Origin of the sequence: Microbacterium sp. BWT-B31 (assembly GCF_041379855.1) — a bacterium.
Taxonomy (GTDB): domain Bacteria; phylum Actinomycetota; class Actinomycetes; order Actinomycetales; family Microbacteriaceae; genus Microbacterium.
Genome location: NZ_JBFECU010000001.1, coordinates 391397 through 411349, shown reverse-complemented (window position 1 = coordinate 411349; position 19953 = coordinate 391397). Strand labels below are relative to the sequence as shown.

At 72.5% G+C, this 19953-nt stretch carries 19 protein-coding genes; 6 read left to right on the top strand and 13 right to left on the bottom strand.

The window, feature by feature from the left end; genetic code table 11:
- Nucleotides 1-17: 17 nt before the first annotated feature.
- Both AB1K54_RS01775 and AB1K54_RS01770 read right to left on the bottom strand, forming a co-directional pair.
- Nucleotides 18-905, bottom strand: coding sequence for a permease prefix domain 1-containing protein (locus tag AB1K54_RS01775; RefSeq protein WP_371200973.1), 888 nt, complete (start codon nt 903-905; stop codon nt 18-20).
- Nucleotides 898-1254 (bottom strand): PadR family transcriptional regulator, encoded by a 357-nt coding sequence (locus AB1K54_RS01770; RefSeq protein ID WP_371200972.1) that lies wholly within the window; start codon nt 1252-1254, stop codon nt 898-900. The genes AB1K54_RS01775 and AB1K54_RS01770 overlap by 8 nt, the downstream gene beginning before the upstream one ends.
- A 76-nt stretch (nt 1255-1330) precedes the next feature.
- Here AB1K54_RS01770 and AB1K54_RS01765 point away from each other — a divergent pair, with 76 nt between their 5' ends.
- Complete coding sequence (locus AB1K54_RS01765; protein ID WP_371200971.1) at nt 1331-2092, top strand: class I SAM-dependent methyltransferase; 762 nt, start codon at nt 1331-1333, stop codon at nt 2090-2092.
- Nucleotides 2093-2107: 15 nt separating this feature from the next.
- Here AB1K54_RS01765 and AB1K54_RS01760 read toward each other — a convergent pair whose 3' ends face one another.
- The 3 genes from AB1K54_RS01760 to AB1K54_RS01750 are packed head-to-tail and all read right to left on the bottom strand — an operon-like array spanning nt 2108 to nt 5351.
- A complete protein-coding gene (locus tag AB1K54_RS01760) occupies nt 2108-2971 on the bottom strand; it encodes a polyphosphate kinase 2 family protein (protein ID WP_371200970.1) in 864 nt (287 codons plus the stop codon).
- 56 nt (nt 2972-3027) lie between these two features.
- Nucleotides 3028-4842: a 2-succinyl-5-enolpyruvyl-6-hydroxy-3-cyclohexene-1-carboxylic-acid synthase gene (gene menD, locus AB1K54_RS01755; RefSeq protein WP_371201156.1), complete on the bottom strand. Its 1815-nt coding sequence runs from the start codon at nt 4840-4842 to the stop codon at nt 3028-3030.
- Between the two features lie 50 nt (nt 4843-4892).
- Entirely contained in the window at nt 4893-5351 is a 459-nt protein-coding gene (locus AB1K54_RS01750) for a PLDc N-terminal domain-containing protein (protein WP_371200969.1), read from the bottom strand.
- A 119-nt stretch (nt 5352-5470) separates the two neighbouring features.
- Here AB1K54_RS01750 and AB1K54_RS01745 point away from each other — a divergent pair, with 119 nt between their 5' ends.
- Nucleotides 5471-5737, top strand: a complete 267-nt coding sequence (locus AB1K54_RS01745) for a DUF4229 domain-containing protein (RefSeq protein WP_371200968.1) — start codon at nt 5471-5473, stop codon at nt 5735-5737.
- Nucleotides 5738-5863: 126 nt separating this feature from the next.
- On the opposite strand, the gene AB1K54_RS01740 is transcribed toward AB1K54_RS01745, so the two are convergent.
- On the bottom strand, nt 5864-6844 hold the full coding sequence (locus AB1K54_RS01740) for a 1,4-dihydroxy-2-naphthoate polyprenyltransferase (RefSeq protein ID WP_371200967.1): 981 nt from the start codon (nt 6842-6844) through the stop codon (nt 5864-5866).
- Nucleotides 6845-6916: 72 nt separating this feature from the next.
- On the opposite strand from AB1K54_RS01740, the gene AB1K54_RS01735 reads away from it, so the two are divergent.
- Nucleotides 6917-7285 carry a VOC family protein gene (locus AB1K54_RS01735; RefSeq protein ID WP_371200966.1) on the top strand — a complete coding sequence of 123 codons (369 nt, stop codon included), beginning with the start codon at nt 6917-6919 and terminating at the stop codon, nt 7283-7285.
- 10 nt (nt 7286-7295) lie between these two features.
- Here AB1K54_RS01735 and AB1K54_RS01730 read toward each other — a convergent pair whose 3' ends face one another.
- The 4 genes from AB1K54_RS01730 to AB1K54_RS01715 form a co-directional block, all read right to left on the bottom strand.
- Nucleotides 7296-8450 carry an AMP-binding protein gene (locus AB1K54_RS01730; RefSeq protein WP_371200965.1) on the bottom strand — a complete coding sequence of 385 codons (1155 nt, stop codon included), beginning with the start codon at nt 8448-8450 and terminating at the stop codon, nt 7296-7298.
- A gap of 103 nt (nt 8451-8553) precedes the next feature.
- Nucleotides 8554-9462 carry a 1,4-dihydroxy-2-naphthoyl-CoA synthase gene (locus AB1K54_RS01725; RefSeq protein ID WP_371200964.1) on the bottom strand — a complete coding sequence of 303 codons (909 nt, stop codon included), beginning with the start codon at nt 9460-9462 and terminating at the stop codon, nt 8554-8556.
- Between the two features lie 61 nt (nt 9463-9523).
- Nucleotides 9524-10510: a permease prefix domain 1-containing protein gene (locus AB1K54_RS01720; protein ID WP_371200963.1), complete on the bottom strand. Its 987-nt coding sequence runs from the start codon at nt 10508-10510 to the stop codon at nt 9524-9526.
- A gap of 1 nt (nt 10511) precedes the next feature.
- On the bottom strand, nt 10512-10847 hold the full coding sequence (locus AB1K54_RS01715) for a PadR family transcriptional regulator (protein WP_371200962.1): 336 nt from the start codon (nt 10845-10847) through the stop codon (nt 10512-10514).
- 184 nt (nt 10848-11031) lie between these two features.
- Between AB1K54_RS01715 and AB1K54_RS01710 the strand changes: the two genes are divergently transcribed.
- A complete protein-coding gene (locus tag AB1K54_RS01710; RefSeq protein ID WP_371200961.1) occupies nt 11032-12021 on the top strand; it encodes an o-succinylbenzoate synthase in 990 nt (329 codons plus the stop codon).
- A 12-nt stretch (nt 12022-12033) separates the two neighbouring features.
- Here the strand turns inward: AB1K54_RS01710 and AB1K54_RS01705 are convergent, their stop codons facing one another.
- Nucleotides 12034-12684 carry a TetR/AcrR family transcriptional regulator gene (locus tag AB1K54_RS01705; protein WP_371200960.1) on the bottom strand — a complete coding sequence of 217 codons (651 nt, stop codon included), beginning with the start codon at nt 12682-12684 and terminating at the stop codon, nt 12034-12036.
- A 129-nt stretch (nt 12685-12813) separates the two neighbouring features.
- On the opposite strand from AB1K54_RS01705, the gene AB1K54_RS01700 reads away from it, so the two are divergent.
- Nucleotides 12814-15666, top strand: coding sequence for an MMPL family transporter (locus AB1K54_RS01700; protein ID WP_371200959.1), 2853 nt, complete (start codon nt 12814-12816; stop codon nt 15664-15666).
- Nucleotides 15663-17672 (top strand): YhgE/Pip family protein, encoded by a 2010-nt coding sequence (locus AB1K54_RS01695; RefSeq protein ID WP_371200958.1) that lies wholly within the window; start codon nt 15663-15665, stop codon nt 17670-17672. Before AB1K54_RS01700 ends, AB1K54_RS01695 begins: the two co-directional genes overlap by 4 nt.
- Nucleotides 17673-17802: 130 nt before the next feature.
- On the opposite strand, the gene AB1K54_RS01690 is transcribed toward AB1K54_RS01695, so the two are convergent.
- Nucleotides 17803-18591 carry an SURF1 family protein gene (locus tag AB1K54_RS01690; protein WP_371201155.1) on the bottom strand — a complete coding sequence of 263 codons (789 nt, stop codon included), beginning with the start codon at nt 18589-18591 and terminating at the stop codon, nt 17803-17805.
- Nucleotides 18592-18659: 68 nt separating this feature from the next.
- Nucleotides 18660-19778, bottom strand: coding sequence for a GuaB3 family IMP dehydrogenase-related protein (locus tag AB1K54_RS01685; RefSeq protein WP_371201154.1), 1119 nt, complete (start codon nt 19776-19778; stop codon nt 18660-18662).
- Nucleotides 19779-19953 lie beyond the last annotated feature (175 nt).

The window sequence follows — 19953 nt, the reverse complement described above, 5'->3', positions numbered from 1 at the left end:
TGATCTGCGGTCGGGCTTCAGCGCTTCTCGGGGCCGAACAGCATCCGCGCGAGCACGAGCATCATGACGGCCACCCCGCCCAGCAGCGCGAGCGCCGCCCACCACCAGCCGACGGTGAAGCCGAGCGCGACGGCCGCGCCGAACGACACGATCCAGATGACGACGGTGTAGATGCCGAAGCGCGCGGCGGCCTCGGGCTCGCGCTCGAAGCGGTTCGGCGGCATGCCGGTCTGCGCCTGCCGCACCCAGGCCTTGTGGCGATTGGTCTGCGTGGCGGCGAGGAACGAGAACACGATGACGGATGCCGCCACCCCCAGCACCGCGAACACGATCGCCCAGATCGGCAGTGCGCCGAGGGCGACCAGCCCGCCGAAGGCGAGGCCGTACGCCCCGAGGAACGTCGCCCCCGCGTACGAGGCCGCGCGCGTGTCGGGCATCGGGTAGTTGGTCGAGGTCTCTTGCGAGAGCGAGTCGCCCACCAGCAGTCCGAGGGCGGTCGAGGCCATGCCGAACAGGCCGATCTCGGGGCCCACCACCAAAGGCAGCACCCCCGTCGCGCCGAGGATCGCCACGGTGACTGCGACGACGAACGCGAGCGACCACGCCACGGCGCGCACGACGAACCCGGGCTTGAGCCGCACGTGGTGCCGACGGGAGAGCGCCTCCCATCCGGGGGCGGTCGGGGCGGCGGCATCCGCTTCGCCGAGCAGTTCGCGCACGTCGCCGAGTTCGGCGATCGCCTCGCGTGCCGCGTCGGCGGACGAGCGACCGGATGCCTGGATCTCGGCGGCGCGGGCCATGAGGTTCGCGCGCACCTCTTCTTTCAGGTCCTGCGCGTCGGGGGTCATCTCGACGCCGGCGAAGGCCTCGTCGAGCAGGCGGTGGATGTGCGTGTTCTCAGTCATTGCGGGGAGCTTTCACGTCGAGGAGGGAGTCGATCACGCGGCGGGTGGCGACCCAGGCGGCCACGTTCGAGGCGTACACCGCGCGCCCGGCGTCGGTGATGCGGTAGTACTTGCGCCGGCCGCCCTGCGTCTCGTCGCCCCAGTAGGACTCGACGAGGCCGTCCTTCTCGAGGCGGCGGTAGGTGGCGTAGAGGGTCGCTTCTTTGATCTCGTGCTCGCCGCCGGTGGCATCGCGAATCGTCTTGTAGATCTCGAAGCCGTAGCTGTCGGCCCGTCGCAGCACCCCCAGCACGATCGTGTCGGTGTGCCCGCGCAGCAGGTCGGCCGCGAAGGCGTCGTCCTGTGTCATGGCAAGTACTGTATCACATCAAGTACTTGTCCAGGCAAGACTCTCTTTCCCGCCGCCGCAGGCCTACACTGCCGCCATGTCGTTCGACGTCGCCGCCGAGGCGTACGACCGGTTCATGGGGCGCTACTCCCAGCCGCTGGCCGAGGTGTTCGCCGATTTCGCGGCACTGCCGGCGACCGGACGCGCCCTCGACGTCGGCTCGGGACCGGGCGCCCTCACGGCCGTGCTCGCGCGCCGGCTCGGCGAGACCGAGGTCGCCGCCGTCGACCCGTCTGAGAGCTTCGTGGCCGCGGCATCCGCGCGCTTGCCGTGGGCCGACGTGCGGCACGGCACGGCCGAGAACCTGCCGTTCGCCGACCACGCGTTCGCGGCGACGCTCGCGCAGCTGGTGGTGCATTTCCTGACGGATGCCCCCGCCGGCGCCCGCGAGATGGCCCGCGTCACCCGCCCCGGCGGGGTCGTCGCCGCATGCGTGTGGGACTTCGCCGGCGGCCGCGGACCGCACACCGCGTTCTTCCGCGCGCTCGTCGAGGTCGCGCCCGCCCTCGACGACGAGTCTGAGCGCCTGGGAGTCCACGCGGGCGAACTGGGCGCGCTGCTGCGCGGCGCCGGCTGCCTCGACGTCGTCGAGGACGAGCTGGCGGTCACCCTCGAGCTCGCCGGTTTCGACGACTGGTGGACGCCCTACACGCTCGGCGTCGCCCCCGCGGGCAAGCAGCTCGCCGCGCTCGATCCCGCCGATCGCGAGCGGGTCCGCGCCATCGCGCGCAACGCGCTGCCCGACGGCCCGTTCTCGGTCACCGCCGTCGCGTGGGCCGCGCGCGGCCTCGCGCCCTGACCGGCCGGCGCCGCCCTACGTCGCCGCGAGCCGCGCCTTCTCGCGCTCGACGTCGAAGGTGGCCACCGGCCACTGCGGGTCGATCCCCTCGAGCGCGTCGAGCAGCAGCGCCTGGACGGCCAGGCGCGCGTACCACTTGCGGTCCGCCGGCACCACATGCCACGGGGCGTACTCGGTCGAGGTGCGCTCGAAGACGGTCTGGTACGCGCTCATGTAGTGCGGCCACTGCGCACGCTCGTCGACGTCTCCGGGGTTGTACTTCCAGTGCTTGTCGGCGCGGTCCAGTCGCTCCATCAGCCGGGACCGCTGCTCTTCGTACGAGATGCTCAGCATGACCTTGACCACGCGGGTGCCGGCATCCGTCAGTCGCTTCTCGAAGTCGTTGATCGCGCCGTACCGCCGCTCGATCTCGTCGGGCGACGCGAGCCCGCGCACCCGGCCGATCAGCACGTCCTCATAGTGGGAGCGGTCGAACACGCCGATGAACCCGGGCTCGGGCACGCGCTTGGCGACACGCCACAGAAAGTCATGCGCGAGCTCTTCGTCAGTCGGCTTCTTGAACGCCGTGAGCAGGATGCCCTGCGGGTCGACAGAGCCCACGACGTGCCGGATGATCCCGCCCTTGCCCGCCGAGTCCATCGCCTGCAGCACCAGCAGCACCGAGGCGTCCGACGCGCCCGTGCGGCTCTGCGCGTACAGGCGCTCCTGGAGTTCGTCGAGCTGCGCCGCCCCCGAGGCGAGGTCTTCGGCGGCCTGCGCCTTGTCGTTCGTGTACCCCGGCGTCGAGCTCGGGTCCACGCTCGACAGCACGAACCCCTCCCCGACGCGCAGCAGGTCGGCCACCTCGCCGATCCAGTGCTTCTGGCTCTTCGCGATCATGAAGACATCATGTCGGATGCCGCGCCCCGGCGCGCCCCATCGGGCGCGGCGCCGGCTCAGCGCTCCAGCGGCACCTCGATGAGCTGACGTCCGCCGACCGGCGCGGTCAGAGCCTGATCGAGCGCGGCGCGCGTCGTGACGCGCTGGTACTCCCAGCCGTACGCGAGCGCGAGGTGCTCCAGCCGCACGCCGTGCGGCGTGTACAGCACGCGATCCATCGCGGCCGGGCCGGCCACACCGGCGACCTCGAGGTCGTCGAAGATGGTGCCGCCGCCGTCGTTGCCGACGATCACCTGGATGCGCGGCTCGGCCTCTCCCGGGGGCAGCAGCAGCGCGCCGACGTCGTGCAGCAGGGCGAGGTCGCCCAGCAGCACGCGCGTGACCCCGGGGCGTCCGCCCGTCTGGCTGGCCGCCGCAACGCCCAGCGCGGTCGCGACGGTGCCGTCGATCCCCGCGAGCCCGCGGTTGGCGTGCACCGGCACCTTCTTGCCGCCCAGCACCGCGTCGGCGACGCGCACCAGACGCGACGACCCGAACACGAGCCGGTCGTGCGGCCAGGTGGCACGCCACACCGCGTCCACGAGGGCGGGGCGGTCCACGACCGCGCGGATCACGGCGAGCTCGGCCGCGATCGCCCCGAGCCTCTCGCCCGGCACCGCCGAGGCCAGCGCGTGCGCGTCAGGCGGTGCGGGTGACAGATCCACCGACGCCGCCCTCGAGGCCCGCAGCCACGCGCCGAGCCACTCGTGATCGGCCACGCCCACGGCGACCGTCACGTCATCGAGGGCGACCGTGGCGCCGTTGAGGTTCAGCGGCTCGCCGGGCCCGCGCACCGCGAGCACCTCGACATCGTCGCGCGCCAGCAGCGCCGCAGTCTCGCGCGCGAGGGTCGGATGCCCGAAGACCACGACCCGCTCCACCCGTCCGCCCAGCGCGGGGTCGGCCACGAGTGCCCGGTAGCCGTGCACGAGGTGGCGTCCGAAGCGCGCGCCGCTCACGACCTCGGCCACGAGCGGCCAGCCGCCCACGTGGGCGAGGGCCTCGGCATCCGCCCCGGCATCGGCGCCCGCGATCACGATCGTGCGCGGTCCGCGCGGCAGCACGAACGGTCGCGATGAGGGCTGAGCCGGCACGTCCGAGTCGCCGATGCCGCCTCCGCCCTGGTACAGCGCGCCGAACACCTCGTCATCGGCGGGCGGCTCGTCCACGGGAGGGGCGTCGAGGTCTTCGACGTCTTCGACGGCGAGCTCGGCGGCCGGGACCCCCAGCCACGCCGGAAGGTCGCCGCCGAGCGGCTCGCGATAGGGCAGATTCAGGTGCGCGGGCCCCGCCGAGCGGGTGCCGGCGCCCAGCGCGGCGGTGACCGCCTCGGCGGCCACGGCGCGCAGGATCGCGCTCTGCTCGCCCGACCCGTCGCCGTCGACGGCCTCGGGCACGGGCAGGTCGGCCTCGAACCGCATGCTCGGCGAGTACATGCCCGGCTGACGCGTGGTCTGGTTCGCCCCGACGCCGCGCAGCTCCGGCGGCCGGTCGGCCGTGAGCAGCAGCAGCGGAACCCCCGAATGATGCGCCTCCAGCGCCGCGGGAAGAAAGTTCGCCGCCGCGGTTCCCGACGTGCAGATGACAGCCGCCGGCATGCGCGTCTCGCGGCCGATGCCGAGCGCCGTGAACGCGGCCACCCGCTCGTCGATCCGCACGTGCACGTGCACCGCTCCGCGCCGCTCCAGCTCGGCCGCCACCAGCGCGAGGGCCTGCGAGCGCGAGCCCGGGCTCACGACCAGATGCCGCACGCCGAGTTCGACCAGCTCCCACAACAGGGCGGCCGCGGCATCCGTCGCCGGCGACTCGACGGCCCGCTCGGTCGCGTGCAGACCCGCGTCGAGCGGATCGCCGCCCTCGCCGGCGGCTTCGGGATCGACCGTCACGCGCCTGCGGCTCCGCGCTGGTCGCGGGCGTCGTCGTCTCCGTCTCCGGGACGATCGGCCGGCTTGTCGGCGGGGTCGCCGGGGGCGGTGGACTGCGATGCGGCAGGCGGCGGGACCGGCCGGCGCCAGCGGGGGTCGTCGTCCTCGGCGTCCAGCAGCGCGAGCTCTTCTTCGAGCCGGCGTATGCGCTCGTCCTGGTCGGACGTGGACCCCAGCCGGTCGAGGAACTCGGGGTCGTCATCGGGCGCGCGGCGCGCCGCGAGGGCGGATGCCCGCGCCCGGCCGACCGCGAACCACAGGATTCCGCCGACCACGGGGAAGACCACGACGATGATGATCCACACGGGCTTGCTCACGCCGCGATGGCGGATGGGGGGCTGCAGCGCGCAGTCGACGATGCTGAACACCCAGAAGACGGCGGCCAGCAAAGCCCCTATCAGCAGCACCCGCGTCATCTTCCCATCCTAGGCTCGCGCGGCCCGATTAGGCCGTTCGTGATGAAACCGACCTCCGGCGCACAGGCGACGCTCGGCCGGCACCCAGCGGGCGCGCGCTGCCGATCTACGATGGAGGGATGAAAGCGCGCTCCGCCGTCGTCTACTCCGTGCTGCGGCTGCTGGCGTTCCTCGTGCCGTTCGCGATCCTCATGCTGTTTCCGATCATGCGCGAGTACTACTGGCTGGCCGCGGTCTTCGCCGCCCTCATCGGGCTGAGCCTGTCGCTGCTGTTGCTCAGGCGCCCGCTCGACGAGGTCACCACGGGGCTCGCCGAACGCCGTGCGCGCGAGAAGCGCGCGCCGTCGGACGAACAGGTCGAGGACGACCTCGACCCTGAGCGCTGACCTCGCCCGCGATACCGGGTCGGTTCGTCGGGTCATCCGTGCGAGGTCGGCACACACTCTGAGCCGAGCGCGCCGTGACGAGCCGAGCGGACGGATGCCGCGGCATCCGTCGCCCGCGGCGCGGCGTCAGCCGACGAACGCCCAGAGCAGGAACGCGCCGTAGGCGACCGACGTCAGCGAGGTCAGACCCAGCGCGACCACCAGCTCGCGCGGGGCGCGGTACGTCCACACGATGAGGATCGCGGGCAGCGCCATGAGCAGAACCAGCAGCGTCAGCCACGCGATCGGGTAGAAGAACGCCAGGAACGCCGCGATCACGAACGGCGCGAGCACGAAGACGGTGAACAGCACCTGCGTGGCCCGGCGCCCGATCAGGACCGTGAGGGTGCGCTTGCCTGCGACGCGGTCCTGGTCGATGTCGCGCAGGTTGTTCGCAAGCAGCACCGCGCACGCGAGCAGCCCCGCCCCCACGGCGCCGAACCAGGCCTCCTGCGCAACGACCTGGACCTGCACCCACGTCGTTCCGACGGTCGCGACGAGCCCGAAGAAGACGAACACGAACAGCTCGCCCAATCCGTAGTACCCGTACGGGCGCTTGCCGCCGGTGTAGAACCACGCCGCGAGGATGCACGCCGCGCCCACCGCGATGAGCCACCACTGCTGGGTGCGGATCGTGATCGCAAGGCCCGCGAGGCCGGCGACGGCGAAGAACGCCAGGGCCACGATCAGCACCGTGCGCGGCTTCGCCCGGCCGCTCGCGGTGAGCCGCGCGGGGCCGACCCGATGGTCGTCGGTGCCGCGCACGCCGTCGCTGAAGTCGTTGGCGTAGTTCACGCCGATCTGCAGGCTCACCGACACGACCAGGCACATCAGCGCCAGCACCCAGTGCAGCGCGTGGTCGAACAGGAGCGCGCCGCCCGTGCCGATCAGGATCGGCGTCACCGCGAGCGGAAGCGTCCGCAGCCTCGCCGCGCCGATCCAGTCGCCGAAGGTCGCCCTCTCGACGTGCCGGGGGTCGCGCGAGGCGTGCGCCTTCTGCGGGTTTCCGCGCGCGGACTGCTTCTTCGGGCCCTGACGCTTGCGCTTCTTGCTCTGGGTACCTGCCACGAGGTCACATCCTAGAGCGCGAGCCGCTGCGCCCGCGCACGCGATGTCGCAGGCCCGGCGCACAATGGCGGCATGCTCGAGATCGGCACGACCGTGCTCACGGTCGAAGACATGCACCGCGCCGGCGAGTTCTGGCGCGCAGCGCTCGGCTACGTGAACCGCCACGAGCCGGGCGAGGACTGGGTGATCCTCGATCCGCCCGGGGGGCCGCGGGCCGGGGCATCCATCGCCCTGTCGAAGACGGGATACCCGCAGCACTACCCGCCGCGGCTGCACCTCGACATCTACGCCGACGACCAGCAGGCCGAGCTGGAGCGGCTGCGGGGTCTCGGCGCCCGCGACGTCGAATGGAGCGGCTACCCGCCCGACGCGGACTACGTCGTGATGGAAGACACTGAGGGCAACAGGTTCTGCGTCGTCGACGCGCCGGAGTGGTTCTGAGCCGCCCGCGTCAGTGCAGGGCTGCGATCGCGCGGCGGATCGCCTCGCGATCGGGCTTTCCCGAAGGCAGCGTCGCGAGTTCGTCGACGAGCACGAGCCGCGACGGCCGAGCGTGCGGGCCGATCTCGGCCTCGACGGCCGCGCGGGCCTCCTGCAGCTGCATGGCCTCGCTGCGGCGCAGCGCCTCGCCTCGCGAGGCGACGACGACGGATGCCTCGCCCCACCGCTCGTCGGCCACCCCGACGACCACCGCCGAGGCCAGCCCCGGCACCGAGCGCACGACGTGCTCGACGCGGTCGAGCGAGATGTTGATCCCGCCCGAGACGATGACGTTGTCGATCCGGCCGCGGATCCGCAGGATGCCGTCGTCGACGATGCCCGCATCGCCGGTGCGGTACCACCGCGTGCCGTCCGCATCGCGGGGGAAGACGGCATCGGTCATCTCGGGCTCACCCAGGTAGCCCTCGGCCAGCGTCGGCCCCGAGATGCGCACCTCGCCGTCGACGATCGCGACCACCACCCCGTCGAGCGCGCGGCCGTCGTAGACGCAGCCGCCGCTGGTCTCGGTGGAGCCGTACGTGCGCACGATGCGCACGCCGGCGCTCTGGGCACGCTCGAGCGTCGCCGTCGGCAGCGCCTGACCGCCCACGATGATCGTCTCGAACGATTGGAGCGCGGTACGCACCCGCCCGTCGTGCTCGGCGGCGTCGAGCAGCTTCGACAGCTGCGCGGGCACCAGGGAGGTGTACGCGGGGATCCGCTCGCCGTGCTCGGTGGACGCCATCGTCAGCGCGGCCGCGGCGAAGGCGGCGGGCGTGAACGCGCCGGCGAGGAGGGCCGGCTCGCGTCCGAGCACGATCGAGCGCACGAGCACCTGGAGTCCCGCGACATAGCTCGCCGGAAGCGGCAGCAGCCACGCCCCCTCGCCGATGCGGGCGAAGGTCGCCAGCGCGCTCGAGGTGAGGGCGTCACGGCTGAGCACGACGCTCTTGGGCACGCCCGTCGAGCCGGAGGTCGTCACGACGACGGCGGTGCCGGCAGGCACCTCGGCGGGCACATCGTGCACGAGGCCCACGCCCATCGCGGGGCCGGCGCCGTGCAGCGCGGCGCGCAGCCTGCGCAGGATCTCGCGCGGGTCGTCGCCGGTGACGGGTTCGAGCTTCATCGGCCTGCACAGCTGCGCAGCTCGGCGGGCACCACTGCCCCGGCGGGGCGCGAGTCCGCCCGCGCACGCGAAACCGGCGGGGTTTCGCAGACGGCGACCGGCATCAGAACTGCCACGGGTACGGCGCCCAGTCAGGCTCGCGCTTCTCGAGGAACGCATCGCGCCCCTCGACGGCCTCGTCGGTGCCGTACGCGAGGCGCGTCGCCTCGCCGGCGAACACCTGCTGGCCCACCAGCCCGTCGTCGACGGCGTTGAAGGCGAACTTCAGCATGCGGATCGCCGTCGGCGACTTCGTCAGGATCGTGCGCGCCATCGCGAGCGCCTCGCGCTCGAGCTCGGCGTGCGGCACGACGCGGTTCACGGCGCCCATCTCGTACGCGCGCTGGGCCGAGTACTCCTCGGCGAGGAAGAACACCTCGCGCGCGAGCTTCTGGCCGATCTGGCGCGCGAAGTAGGCCGACCCGTAGCCGGCGTCGAACGACCCGACGTCGGCATCGGTCTGTTTGAACCGGCCGTGCTCGGCCGACGCGATCGTGAGGTCGCACACCACGTGCAGCGAGTGCCCGCCGCCGGCGGCCCATCCGGGAACGACCGCGATGACGACCTTGGGCATGAAGCGGATGAGCCGCTGCACCTCGAGGATGTGCAGCCGCCCGACCGATGCCTGGCCGGCGCCCGAGACGACAGCGGTCTCGGCGTCGGAGTACTTGTACCCGTCGCGGCCGCGGATGCGCTGGTCGCCGCCGGAGCAGAACGCCCAGCCGCCGTCCTTGGGGCTCGGCCCGTTGCCGGTGAGCAGCACCGCGCCGATGCGCGCATCCTGCCGCGCGGCGTCGAGCGCGCGGTACAGCTCGTCGACGGTGTGCGGGCGGAAGGCGTTTCGCACCTCGGGGCGGTCGAACGCGATGCGGGCGATGCGTCCGTCTCTCGACACGTGCGCGGTGATGTCGGTGTAACCGTCGGCGCCGGGGGCCGTGGCCCATGCGTCGGGGTCGAAGAGATCGGAGACCATGCCTTGGATTCTATTTGCGCTTCAGCCCCCGCCCCGGCCGACGAGCCAGGCGACGCGCCGCTCAGCGGACGGTGCCCCCGGCCCCCTGCCCCCGCTGCCCGAGGCCGCGCCCGCGCGTGGCCTTGAGGGCGGCATCGGTCGTGTCCCACACGGCGATGCCGGCGAACACGAATCCGAGGATCACGGTCAGGATCGTGCCGACCTCGGCGCCGCCGTCGGCGATGATCGTCGGGAAGAACTCCGGATTGATCAGGCGACCGGCCGTGAGCAGCCACACCGCGGTGAGCGCGAGACCGAGACTCAGGATGCCGTTGACCACCGCGAACGGGATGGTCCAGCGCCGCAGCGCGAACACGGCGATCGACAGGAGCGCCTCGAGCGCCATGACGACGAACAGCCCGGCGATCCACCATGGCCACAGATCGTCGGCGAGGAACGACATACCGGGGTAGGCCGGGGCGAATCCGATGAAGTGGTCCCACAGGACCGCTCCGGCGCCGATCGCGAGGAACACGAGGTTGCCGATCAGCTCGCCGAAGGTGGCGCCGTTCTCGCGGAGCTGCGGCAGGCTCTCGGGCGTCCACTTGCCGGGGTTCATCGTCTCGTGCCCGGTGCGCTCGAGCACGACGAACACGAGGGTGACCCAGAACACGAGGTGGATGACGACCTGGAAGACGACACCGAACACGGCGCCGACGATGTCGCCGAACGAGGCTCCCGAGAGGGTCTGCGCGAGCGCGACGCCGAACGCGGCGCACACCGGCACGATGGCCAGCAGCAGCTTGAGCAGCCGCCGCCAGTCGAGGAAGTAGCGCGGCCCCACCAGCCACAGCGGCCGGCCGGTGTAACCGGCGGCGAGCCTGTCGGGGTCGCCGAGCTCGGTCAGCACGGCGTGCTCGGCGGCCTCGCGCGAGTCGCCGGACGCGAGGCGGGCGTCGATCTGGTCTTCGATCGAGGCGCGCAGTTCAGCGGCGAGGTCTTCGCGCTGCCGTTCGGGGACGGTGCGCATCGCGGCGTCCACGTAGCGGTCGGTCAGAGTGGCGTTCATGTCAGTCCTCCTGCGGAAGGGCGTCGATCGCGGCGGCGATCGCGCGGAAGTCGTTCGCGAGAGCGGCGGCGAGGCGTTGACCTGCCGGACTCGTGCGGTAGAACTTGCGGGGGCGGGCCTCGTCGGTGTTCCACTCGCTGGTGAGGTGGCCCTGCTTCTCGAGGCGACGCAACAGTGGGTACAGCGTGTTGGCGTCGGTGTCGAACCCGCGGCCCTGCAGGTCTTCGAGCAGCCCGTAGCCGTAGCCCGGCTGCCGCAGAAGCCGCAGGCACGCGAGCACGACGGTTCCGCGCCGCAGCTCTTGCAGGTGCGTCTCGAGTGCTTCGGTCTCGCTCATGCACCACACTTTACTGTGCCTCACACAGCATCGTCAAGCACACATTGATAGATGACGGATGCCGCGCCCCATCGCCCCGCGCCCGGGCATCGCGCCCCTCTCCGCCGCCGGTCGTTCCCTTTCGGCGACTCGCCACAAGCGCGGCGAGCGGGACGGACGAGGCGCGAGGCGGCAGGATGGAGCCGTGACCCTGCCCCCGCTCGACGACCTCCTCGCAACGGCCCGCGTGGTCGCGCTGCCGATGGCGGCGCGGTTCCGCGGCATCGACGTGCGCGAGGCGCTGCTGCTGGAAGGCCCCGAGGGGTGGAGCGAGTTCTCCCCGTTCGCCGAGTACGACGACGCCGAAGCGGCGACCTGGCTCGCCGCCGCGATCGACTGGGGGTGGACGGCGCAGCCCGCGCCCGTGCGCGAGTTCGTACCGGTCAACGCCACGGTGCCGGCCGTGGCCGCAGCATCCGTTCCCGAGCTGCTCACCCGCTTCGACGGATGCCGCACCGCGAAGGTGAAGGTCGCCGAGCCCGGCCAGCGGCTCGCAGACGACGTCGCGCGGGTGCGCGCCGTGCGCGAGGCGATGGGCCCCGAGGGCCGCGTGCGCATCGACGCGAACGGCGGGTGGAACCTCGACGAGGCCGAGCACGCGCTCCACGCGCTGGCGGAGTACGACCTCGAGTACGCCGAGCAGCCGTGCGCGACGGTCGACGAGCTGGCGCAGCTGCGCCGGCGCATCGCGTACATGGGCATCCCGATCGCCGCCGACGAGAGTGTGCGCAAGGCGGCCGATCCGCTCGCGGTGGCCCGCGCGGGCGCCGCCGACCTCGTCGTGGTCAAGGCTCAGCCCCTGGGCGGGGTGCGCCGGGCTCTGGGCATCGTCGCCGACGCGGGTCTTCCCGCGGTCGTCTCTAGCGCGCTCGACACCTCGATCGGGCTCGCGATGGGCGTCGCCCTCGCCGCCGCGCTCCCCGAGCTGCCGTACGACTGCGGGCTGGGCACGTCATCGCTGTTCCAGACCGATGCCGCAACCCCGCCGCTCACGCCGCAGGGCGGCGTGCTCCCGGTCGGCCGCGTCGCCCCCGACCCGGCGCGGCTCGACGAGCTGGCGGCATCCGCCGACCGACGCAAATGGTGGACGAACCGCCTCGCGCGGTGCCACGCGGTGCTGGCGGCATCCGGCTGACCCCCGCCGCGCTCAGGCCCCGGGCTCCTCGATGAGCAGCTGGGCCACGCGCGCGAGCTCGTCGCTCGTGCGGCGGGACATCGCCTCGTGGTCGAGCCCGGCCATCACCGCGCGCACCGACGAGCTCTCCCATACGGTGAGCATGAGCCGGGCGACCTGGTCGGCGGGCAGGCGGAAGCGCAACGACTTCGCGGAGCCGATGTCGGTGATGATCTCGGCGACGCTGCGCCGCATCTCGGCGTCCTGCGCGAGATAGGCCGCGGCCAGCACGGGGTCGCGCAGCGCGCGGATGCGGATCTCGCTCATGAGCAGGATCCCGAGCCGGTCGTCGGCCGAGACATCGAGCACGTCCTGCACGATCGCGAAGGCGTTCGCGGGCGCGATCGAGACGGTGCCCTCGAGCTCGGCGATCCGCGCACGCACCGCCTCGACGCGGTCGCGTGCGACCTGGGCGGCCAGCTCGAGGAACAGCTCGTCCTTGCTCTCGAAGTTCGAGTAGAAGGCGCCGCGCGTGAAGCCCGCCCGCTCGCAGATGGCTTCGACGGATGCCGCGTCCAGTCCGACCTCGGCGAAGACCAGGGCGGCCGCGTCGAGCAGCCTGCGCCGCGTGCTCTCACGGCGGCGACTCAGCGGAGTGCCGTCCGCGATGCGCGTGTTGGTCATCGGGCCTCCTCCTCGCCATTTTCACACGGACTCCACAGCTTGCGGCGCAGCCGATTCACTACGATACACTCATGTATCCGATACAGCGCTGTATCCATTCATCCTGATCAACCGAGCACGGAGGCGCTGTTGTCCACCCTTCTCTTCGCCCTCGGCCGCTGGGCCTACCGCCGCCCCTGGCGGGTGCTCGTGGCGTGGGTGCTCCTGCTCGGCCTCGCCGGCGGCGGCGCCGCCCTGTTCATGAAGGGCACCGACAACGCCTTCTCGATCCCCGGCACCGAGGCGCAGGAGGGCATCGCGCTGCTGGATCGCACCTTCCCCGAGGCGGGCGGCGCGAGCGCGCAGCTGGTGCTGGTCGCCCCCGACGGCGCCGAAGTGTCGGACGAACCCTACGCATCGGCGATCGCCGACACCGTGGCCCGCTTCGGCGATCTCGAGGGCGTGCTCGCCGTCACCGACCCGTTCGACGAGATCGTGTCGGGCATGGTCTCACAAGACGGTCAGGCCGCGATCATCCGCCTGCAGTTCGACGGCCAGTCGATCGACGTCCCCGACGAGACGAAGAACGCCCTGCAGGACGTCGCCGCCGACCTTCGGGCAGACCTCCCCGACAACGCGCAGGTCGCCCTCGGCGGCGAGATGTTCGCCACGTCGATCCCGGCCCTGTCGATCACCGAGGCCGTCGGCGTCCTCATCGCGCTGTTCGTGCTGATCGTCACGTTCCGCTCGCTGTCGGTCGCGTTCTTTCCCCTGATCAGCGCCCTGATCGGGGTCGGGCTCGCGATCGCGCTCATCTACGTGTCGACCGCCTTCGCCGCCGTGTCGTCGACGACTCCGATGCTCGCCATCATGCTGGGGCTCGCAGTCGGCATCGACTACGCCCTGTTCATCGTCGCCCGGCATCAGGACCAGGTGCGGGCGGGCGTCCCGCCCGAGGAGTCCGCCGCCCGCGCGACCGGCACCGCCGGCTCGGCGGTCGTGTTCGCCGGGGTCACCGTGCTCATCGCCCTCATCGGCCTGTCGTTCGCGAACATCCCGTTCCTGACCACGATGGGCATCGCCGCCGCGGTCGCCGTCGCCATCGCCGTGGTCGTCGCGATCACGCTCACCCCCGCGCTGCTCGGCTTCGCGAAGGGCCGCGTGGCCGGCTGGGGCCACCGTGCGCTGCGGGCGGGCGTCGGCCGCCGCGCACGCGGTGGCGGGAAGGCGAGCGCCGACGAGACGCCTGCGGCCGAGGAGCAGATTCCGGATGCCGCACCCCCCGTCGCGACAGCGATCCAGGGCCACGCCGCCGCGAAGCGCCCCAACCGGTGGGTGATGCTCGTGACGCGGCATCCGATCGTCACGACCATCGCCGTCGTGGTGACCCTCGGAGTGCTCGCGGTGCCGGCCGCGAGCCTGTCGCTGGCGCTGCCGAACGCGGGCGTGCAGCCGACCTCGAGCGAGGCGCGACAGGCGTACGACCTGACCGCCGAGCACTTCGGAGCCGGCTTCAACGGGCCGCTCATCATGACCGGCACGATCGTCACCTCGACGGATCCGCTCGGGCTCATGGACGATCTCGCCGCCGAGGTCGAGCAGGTGCCGGGCGTGAAGGAGGTCGCCCTGGCGACCCCGAACCGCACCGCCGACACCGGCCTCATCCAGATCGTACCCGAGACCGCTCCCGACGACCCGGCCACAGCTCAGCTCGTGCGAGACCTGCGCGAACTCGCCACAGGTCTGAAGGACCAGTACGGCGTCGACCTCAAGGTCACCGGCTTCACCGCCGTGGGCATCGACATCTCGGACCGGCTCGGCGCCGCGCTGCTGCCGTTCGGCATCTTCGTGGTGGGCCTGTCGCTCGTGCTGCTGATGATCGTGTTCCGCTCGATCTGGGTGCCCATCAAGGCCGCCCTCGGCTACCTGCTGTCGGTGCTGGCCGCGTTCGGCGTCGTCGCGGCGGTGTTCGAGTGGGGCTGGTTCGCCGACGCCCTGCACGTCACACGCACCGGCCCGATCATCTCGTTCATGCCGATCATCCTGATGGGAGTGCTGTTCGGCCTCGCGATGGACTACGAGGTGTTCCTGGTGTCGCGCATGCGCGAGGACTTCGTGCACGCCCGCCGCGACAACGGCGGCACGGCCGACAAGGCGCTCGCCGTCGGCGCCGTGCGGTCGGGGTTCACTGCATCGGCCCGCGTCGTGACCGCCGCCGCGGTCATCATGTTCGCGGTGTTCGCGGCGTTCGTGCCCGAGGGAGACTCCTCGATCAAGCCGATCGCGCTGGGCCTTGCCGTCGGCATCGCGGTCGACGCGTTCCTGGTGCGCATGACGCTCGTGCCGGCGGTGATGACCCTGCTGGGCGAGAAGGCCTGGTGGATGCCCCGCTGGCTCGACCGCGTCCTCCCCCACTTCGACATCGAGGGCGAGGCCGTCGAGCGCGAGCGGTCGCTGCGCGACTGGCCCGAGCCCGACACGACCGCCGCCGTGGTCGCCGAAGACCTCGGCGTGACGGTGGAGGACGTGGCGCTGTTTCGCGGCGCGACGCTGCGCGTCGAGCCCGGCGAGTCTCTCGTGGTGACCTCGGCCGACGCCCGCGCGCGCACGGCGCTCCTGCTCACCGTCGCCGGACGCCTCGCACCGACCGAGGGGCGCCTACGGGTCGCCGGACACCTGCTGCCCGGCCGTGCCCTGTGGGTGCGCGCCCATGTGGGCGTTGCCTCGCTGACCGACGCGAGCGACCCGGTGGCCGAACTGCGGCGCGCGGTCCGCGGCGGCACGCGGCTGGTCGTGATCGACGGCGCCGACGCCATCGCGGCAGGACCCGAGCGCGACCGCGCCGCCGCCGTGCTGCGCGACGCCGCCCCGATCACCGTGGTCGCCGCCGCGGCGGATCCTGCGATCGGGCAGGCACTGCTCATCGAGGCGCGGCGCTCCACCGCGCACATCCACGACCTCGACCGATCCTCTTCGACACTGAACCCCGGGGTGAACGCATGAACCTCCCGATCGAACGGGCCCGCACCAAGCGCCCGGTGACCTGGCTGACGCTCCTCGGAGTGCTGCTGCTGCCCGTGGTCATCGGAGGCGTCCTGGTCGCCGCCCTCCACAACCCGACCGAGCGGCTCGACAGCCTGACCGCTGCGATCGTGAACGACGACGACCCGGTCACGATCGACGGGCAGTACGTGCCCCTCGGCCGCCAGCTCACCGCGGGGCTGGTCGAAGGCTCCGACGAGGTCGAGTCCAACCTCACGTGGACGATCTCGAATCCCGATGACGCGGCCTCCGGCCTCGCCGACGGAACGTACGCCGCCGTCGTGACGATCCCGCCCGACTTCTCCGCCGCGGCGACCTCGACCCGGCCGGGCGAGACGCCCGAGCAGGCGACGATCGCGGTCGAGACCGCTCCGGACTCGCTCATCGTCGACGACGCCATCACCGCACAGGTCACGCAGGCGGCGGCATCCCTCATGGGTCAGCAGCTGTCGTCGCTCTACCTCGAGAACGTGTTCCTCGGCTTCACGACCCTCGGCGACCAGCTCGGAACCGCCGCCGACGGCGCCCACCAGCTCGCCAGCGGCGCTCGACTGTCGGCGACCGGGGCATCGACCCTCGCCGACGGCGCGCGTCAGCTGTCTTCGGGTGCCGGCGAGCTGTCGTCGGGAATGTCGACGTGGGCGTCCGGCGCGGATTCGGCCGCATCCGGTCTCGGCTCGTGGGCCTTAGGTGCCCGCGACCTCGCGGGCAACACGGGCACCCTGGCGACGAATCTCTCGCAGATCGCGGGCGGGCTCTCGCAGGCGCCCCAGATCCCGCAGAGCGGCATCGACGCCGCAAAGCAGCTCGCTGCGGCCGCGCCGCAGCTGAAGCAGATGGTGACGGATGCCTCGGCCGCCCTCGACCAGCTCGCGGCCGACTGCACGGCCGCGGGCGGATCGACGCAGTTCTGCGGGCGAATCGCCGCCGCCGCGGACACGTCTTCGCAGGTGACGCCGGCGGTGACCGATCTTCTCGACCAGGCGCCGACGATCGCCGGAGCGATCGAGGGACTCGGCCAGCTGCCGCAGCTCGTCGGCGGCATCCAGGCGATCTCGGGCGGAATGACCCAGGTCGCCGGCGGCATGAACGCGCTCGCCGACGGCGCCGACCAGGCCGCCTCGGGCGCCTCGCAGCTCGCCTCGGGCGCCTCGCAGCTCGCCGACGGGGCCGCACAGCTCGCCTCGGGCGCCTCCGCGGCCGCCGACGGCGCCGGGCAGCTGTCATCCGGTGTCTCGCAGCTCGCCGACGGCACGACGACGCTCGCCGACGGACTGACGACGGCGTCCGCCGCGCTGCCGTCGTACACCGATTCCGAGGCGTCCTCGCTCGCCGAGGTCGTGGCCGCCCCGGTGGCCGCGGCCGGTGTCGGAACGTCGCTGTTCGGGGCATCGGCGATCCCGCTCCTGTCCACGCTCGCGCTGTGGTTCGGCGGCCTCGCGACGTTCGTCGCATTGCAGGCGGTGTCGCGCCGCGCGCTGACCTCGCGGGCGCCGTCGGCGCTCCTCGCGCTGCGCGCGCTCGCCCCGGCGGCCGGTCTCGGCGCCCTGCAGGGCCTGCTCGTGGCCGGCGTCGTGCAATTCGCCGCGTCGTACGCGTGGGGCCAGTGGTCGGTGTTCGCCGCGATCTGCGTGGTGGCCGGCATCGCCTTCGCCGCCGTGAATCAGGCGCTCGTGGCGGTCTTCGGCGGCGCGGGGCGCTGGATCTCGGCCCTCGTCGGCGTGCTCGCCGTCGCGACCGGTGTCGTGTCGACCGTGCCCGGGGTGCTCTCGGGGATCGCGTCGCTCATGCCGACCGCCCCGGCCTACAACGCGATGCTCGGCGCGCTCTCGGCCGCCGGCGGGGTGGGCGCGGGCATCGTCGGGCTCGTCATCTGGTCGCTCCTGGCCTTCGGCGCGACCCTCATCGCGGTCGCGCGCCAGCGCACGACCTCGGCGCGGGCGCTGCTGGCGACCTCGCCGGCCTAGGGTTCGGCCAGTCGGTCACCTCGCGAGATGAGGAGATCGAGCCAAACGAGGACGGATGCCGCGGCATCCGTCCTCGTTTCGCGATTCACCCTCGATCGGGTGCAGCGCGGATGGCGACCGTGGCCGAGGTTCACGATGCCGCGGCGTCTCCACGGGACTCGGGGTCGGTGATCGCCTCGACCTCGCGCTCCCACGCGTCGCGGGCGAGGCGGTACCAGATGTAGAACGCGAAGCCGGCGAACACGGCCCACTCGATCGCGTAGAAGATGTTGAGCCAGTTCACGCTCGACCCCTCGGCGGGCGGCGGCGACACGATGTCATCGAGCGGTCCCTGGGCGACCTCGGACGCCAGGTACGGCCGGTACACGTCGAGCCCGTCGATGTCGTGCCAGTGCGCGAGAAGCGCGGGGGGCGACATGCGGGTCATCGTCTGCGGGTCGGCCCCGCGGGGCGGAACCGCAGGCCCTTCGTCCGAGATGAGTCGCCCGGTCACCGCGATCGGCGATGAACTGCCGGCGGATGCCTCGTGCTCGAGCTGTGCCGCCGCGGCGAGCGCGTCAGCCTCGGTCACCGCCCAGCCGATCGCGACGGCGATCGAGGTCGGGGCGGCGGTCTCGGCGATGCGCAGCTGGCCGGTCACCCAGTAGCCCTCCGCGCCGTCGTTGAAGCGCGAGGTCACGATGAGGAAGTCACCCGGCACCCACGTGCCGGTCGCCGTCACCCGCTGGCCGACGAGCGGCTCCGGGAGGTAGTCCCCCGGCTGCGCCACCTCGGCGATCGGCTGGACGACCTCGGTCGCGCCGGGCGGGGTCGGGTCGGTGTCGATCGCTCGCCCGAGCTGCCACTGCCCGAGCCACGCGAAGACAGCCGCCACGACCAGGCACAGCCCCAGCATCGCGAGCCAGCGCGGCCGGACCATCACCTCGCGAAGCGTCGGGGGGAACACCTCGGGCTCGGCGTCCGGCGACGCCTGCCCCGCCGGGTCGGTCATCCCGCGCTGTAGGGCGCGACGACGACCTCGACGCGCTGGAACTCCTTCAGGTCGGAGTATCCGGTGGTCGCCATGGACTTCTTCAGCGCCCCGATCAGGTTCGCGGTGCCGTCGGCGACGGGCGCCGGGCCGAACAGCACGGATTCGAGGCTCGCGACCTGGTCGACGTGGACGCGGTGACCGCGGGGCAGCTTCGCGTGGTGCGACTCCGGGCCCCAGTGGAAGCCTCGGCCCGGGGCATCCGTCGCCCGCGCCAGCGCGACACCGAGCATGACCGCGTCGGCGCCCATCGCCAGCGCCTTCACGATGTCGCCCGACGTGCCCACGCCGCCGTCGGCGATGACGTGCACGTAGCGCCCGCCCGACTCATCGAGGTAGTCGCGCCGGGCACCCGCGACGTCGGCGACCGCGGTCGCCATGGGGGCGTGGATGCCGAGCGTCGCGCGCGTGGTCGAGGCCGCGCCGCCGCCGAAACCGACCAGAACCCCCGCCGCGCCGGTGCGCATGAGGTGCAGGGCAGCGGTGTAGGTCGAGGCGCCCCCGACGATGACCGGCACGTCGAGGTCGTAGATGAACTTCTTGAGGTTCAGCGGCTGCTCGACGCTCGAGACGTGCTCGGCCGACACCGTCGTGCCGCGGATCACGAACAGGTCGACGCCGGCGGCGACCACCGTCTCGTACAGCTCCTGCGTGCGCTGAGGCGTGAGAGCACCGGCGACGGTGACCCCGGCCGCACGGATCTCGGCCAGCCGGTCGCGCACGAGCTCGGGCTTGATCGGCTCGGAGTACAGCTGCTGCATGCGACGCGTCGCCTCGCCCTCGCCGAGCGATGCGATCTCGGCCAGCAGCGGGTCGGGGTCGTCGTAGCGGGTCCACAGGCCCTCGAGGTCGAGCACGCCGAGCCCGCCGAGCTGCCCGAGCTTGACCGCGGTGGCGGGGCTGACGACCGAGTCCATCGGTGCGCCCACGACCGGGATGCCGAACTGGAACGCGTCGATCGACCAGGCGGTCGAGACGTCCTCGGGGTTGCGGGTGCGCCGCGAGGGCACGACCGCGATGTCGTCGAACGTGTACGCGCGGCGAGCGCGCTTGGCGCGGCCGAGCTCGATCTCCATGGTCACCCTGCCAGCCTACCCGCGCGTGTTCCCGGCGCATCCACCCGCCCGCGGGGCGAGCCCGATCACGCGGTCTCGCGCGCGACTGCGTCCGCCGCGCGCTGGTTCGCGATCGCCTGCGCATCGTCGGCACTCGGCGCGGCCGGTTCGCCGAGGCTGAGCATCAGCCGGTTCG

What these genes read in the sequence shown, in the direction of transcription:
- AB1K54_RS01775 (WP_371200973.1), bottom strand. Translation starts at nt 905, where the DNA reads ATGACTGAGAACACGCACATCCACCGCCTGCTCGACGAGGCCTTCGCC.
- AB1K54_RS01770 (WP_371200972.1), bottom strand. Translation starts at nt 1,254, where the DNA reads ATGACACAGGACGACGCCTTCGCGGCCGACCTGCTGCGCGGGCACACC.
- AB1K54_RS01765 (WP_371200971.1), top strand. Translation starts at nt 1,331, where the DNA reads ATGTCGTTCGACGTCGCCGCCGAGGCGTACGACCGGTTCATGGGGCGC.
- AB1K54_RS01760 (WP_371200970.1), bottom strand. Translation starts at nt 2,971, where the DNA reads ATGATCGCGAAGAGCCAGAAGCACTGGATCGGCGAGGTGGCCGACCTG.
- AB1K54_RS01750 (WP_371200969.1), bottom strand. Translation starts at nt 5,351, where the DNA reads ATGACGCGGGTGCTGCTGATAGGGGCTTTGCTGGCCGCCGTCTTCTGG.
- AB1K54_RS01745 (WP_371200968.1), top strand. Translation starts at nt 5,471, where the DNA reads ATGAAAGCGCGCTCCGCCGTCGTCTACTCCGTGCTGCGGCTGCTGGCG.
- AB1K54_RS01735 (WP_371200966.1), top strand. Translation starts at nt 6,917, where the DNA reads ATGCTCGAGATCGGCACGACCGTGCTCACGGTCGAAGACATGCACCGC.
- AB1K54_RS01730 (WP_371200965.1), bottom strand. Translation starts at nt 8,450, where the DNA reads ATGAAGCTCGAACCCGTCACCGGCGACGACCCGCGCGAGATCCTGCGC.
- AB1K54_RS01725 (WP_371200964.1), bottom strand. Translation starts at nt 9,462, where the DNA reads ATGGTCTCCGATCTCTTCGACCCCGACGCATGGGCCACGGCCCCCGGC.
- AB1K54_RS01720 (WP_371200963.1), bottom strand. Translation starts at nt 10,510, where the DNA reads ATGAACGCCACTCTGACCGACCGCTACGTGGACGCCGCGATGCGCACC.
- AB1K54_RS01715 (WP_371200962.1), bottom strand. Translation starts at nt 10,847, where the DNA reads ATGAGCGAGACCGAAGCACTCGAGACGCACCTGCAAGAGCTGCGGCGC.
- AB1K54_RS01705 (WP_371200960.1), bottom strand. Translation starts at nt 12,684, where the DNA reads ATGACCAACACGCGCATCGCGGACGGCACTCCGCTGAGTCGCCGCCGT.
- AB1K54_RS01695 (WP_371200958.1), top strand. Translation starts at nt 15,663, where the DNA reads ATGAACCTCCCGATCGAACGGGCCCGCACCAAGCGCCCGGTGACCTGG.
- AB1K54_RS01690 (WP_371201155.1), bottom strand. Translation starts at nt 18,591, where the DNA reads ATGGTCCGGCCGCGCTGGCTCGCGATGCTGGGGCTGTGCCTGGTCGTG.
- AB1K54_RS01685 (WP_371201154.1), bottom strand. Translation starts at nt 19,778, where the DNA reads ATGGAGATCGAGCTCGGCCGCGCCAAGCGCGCTCGCCGCGCGTACACG.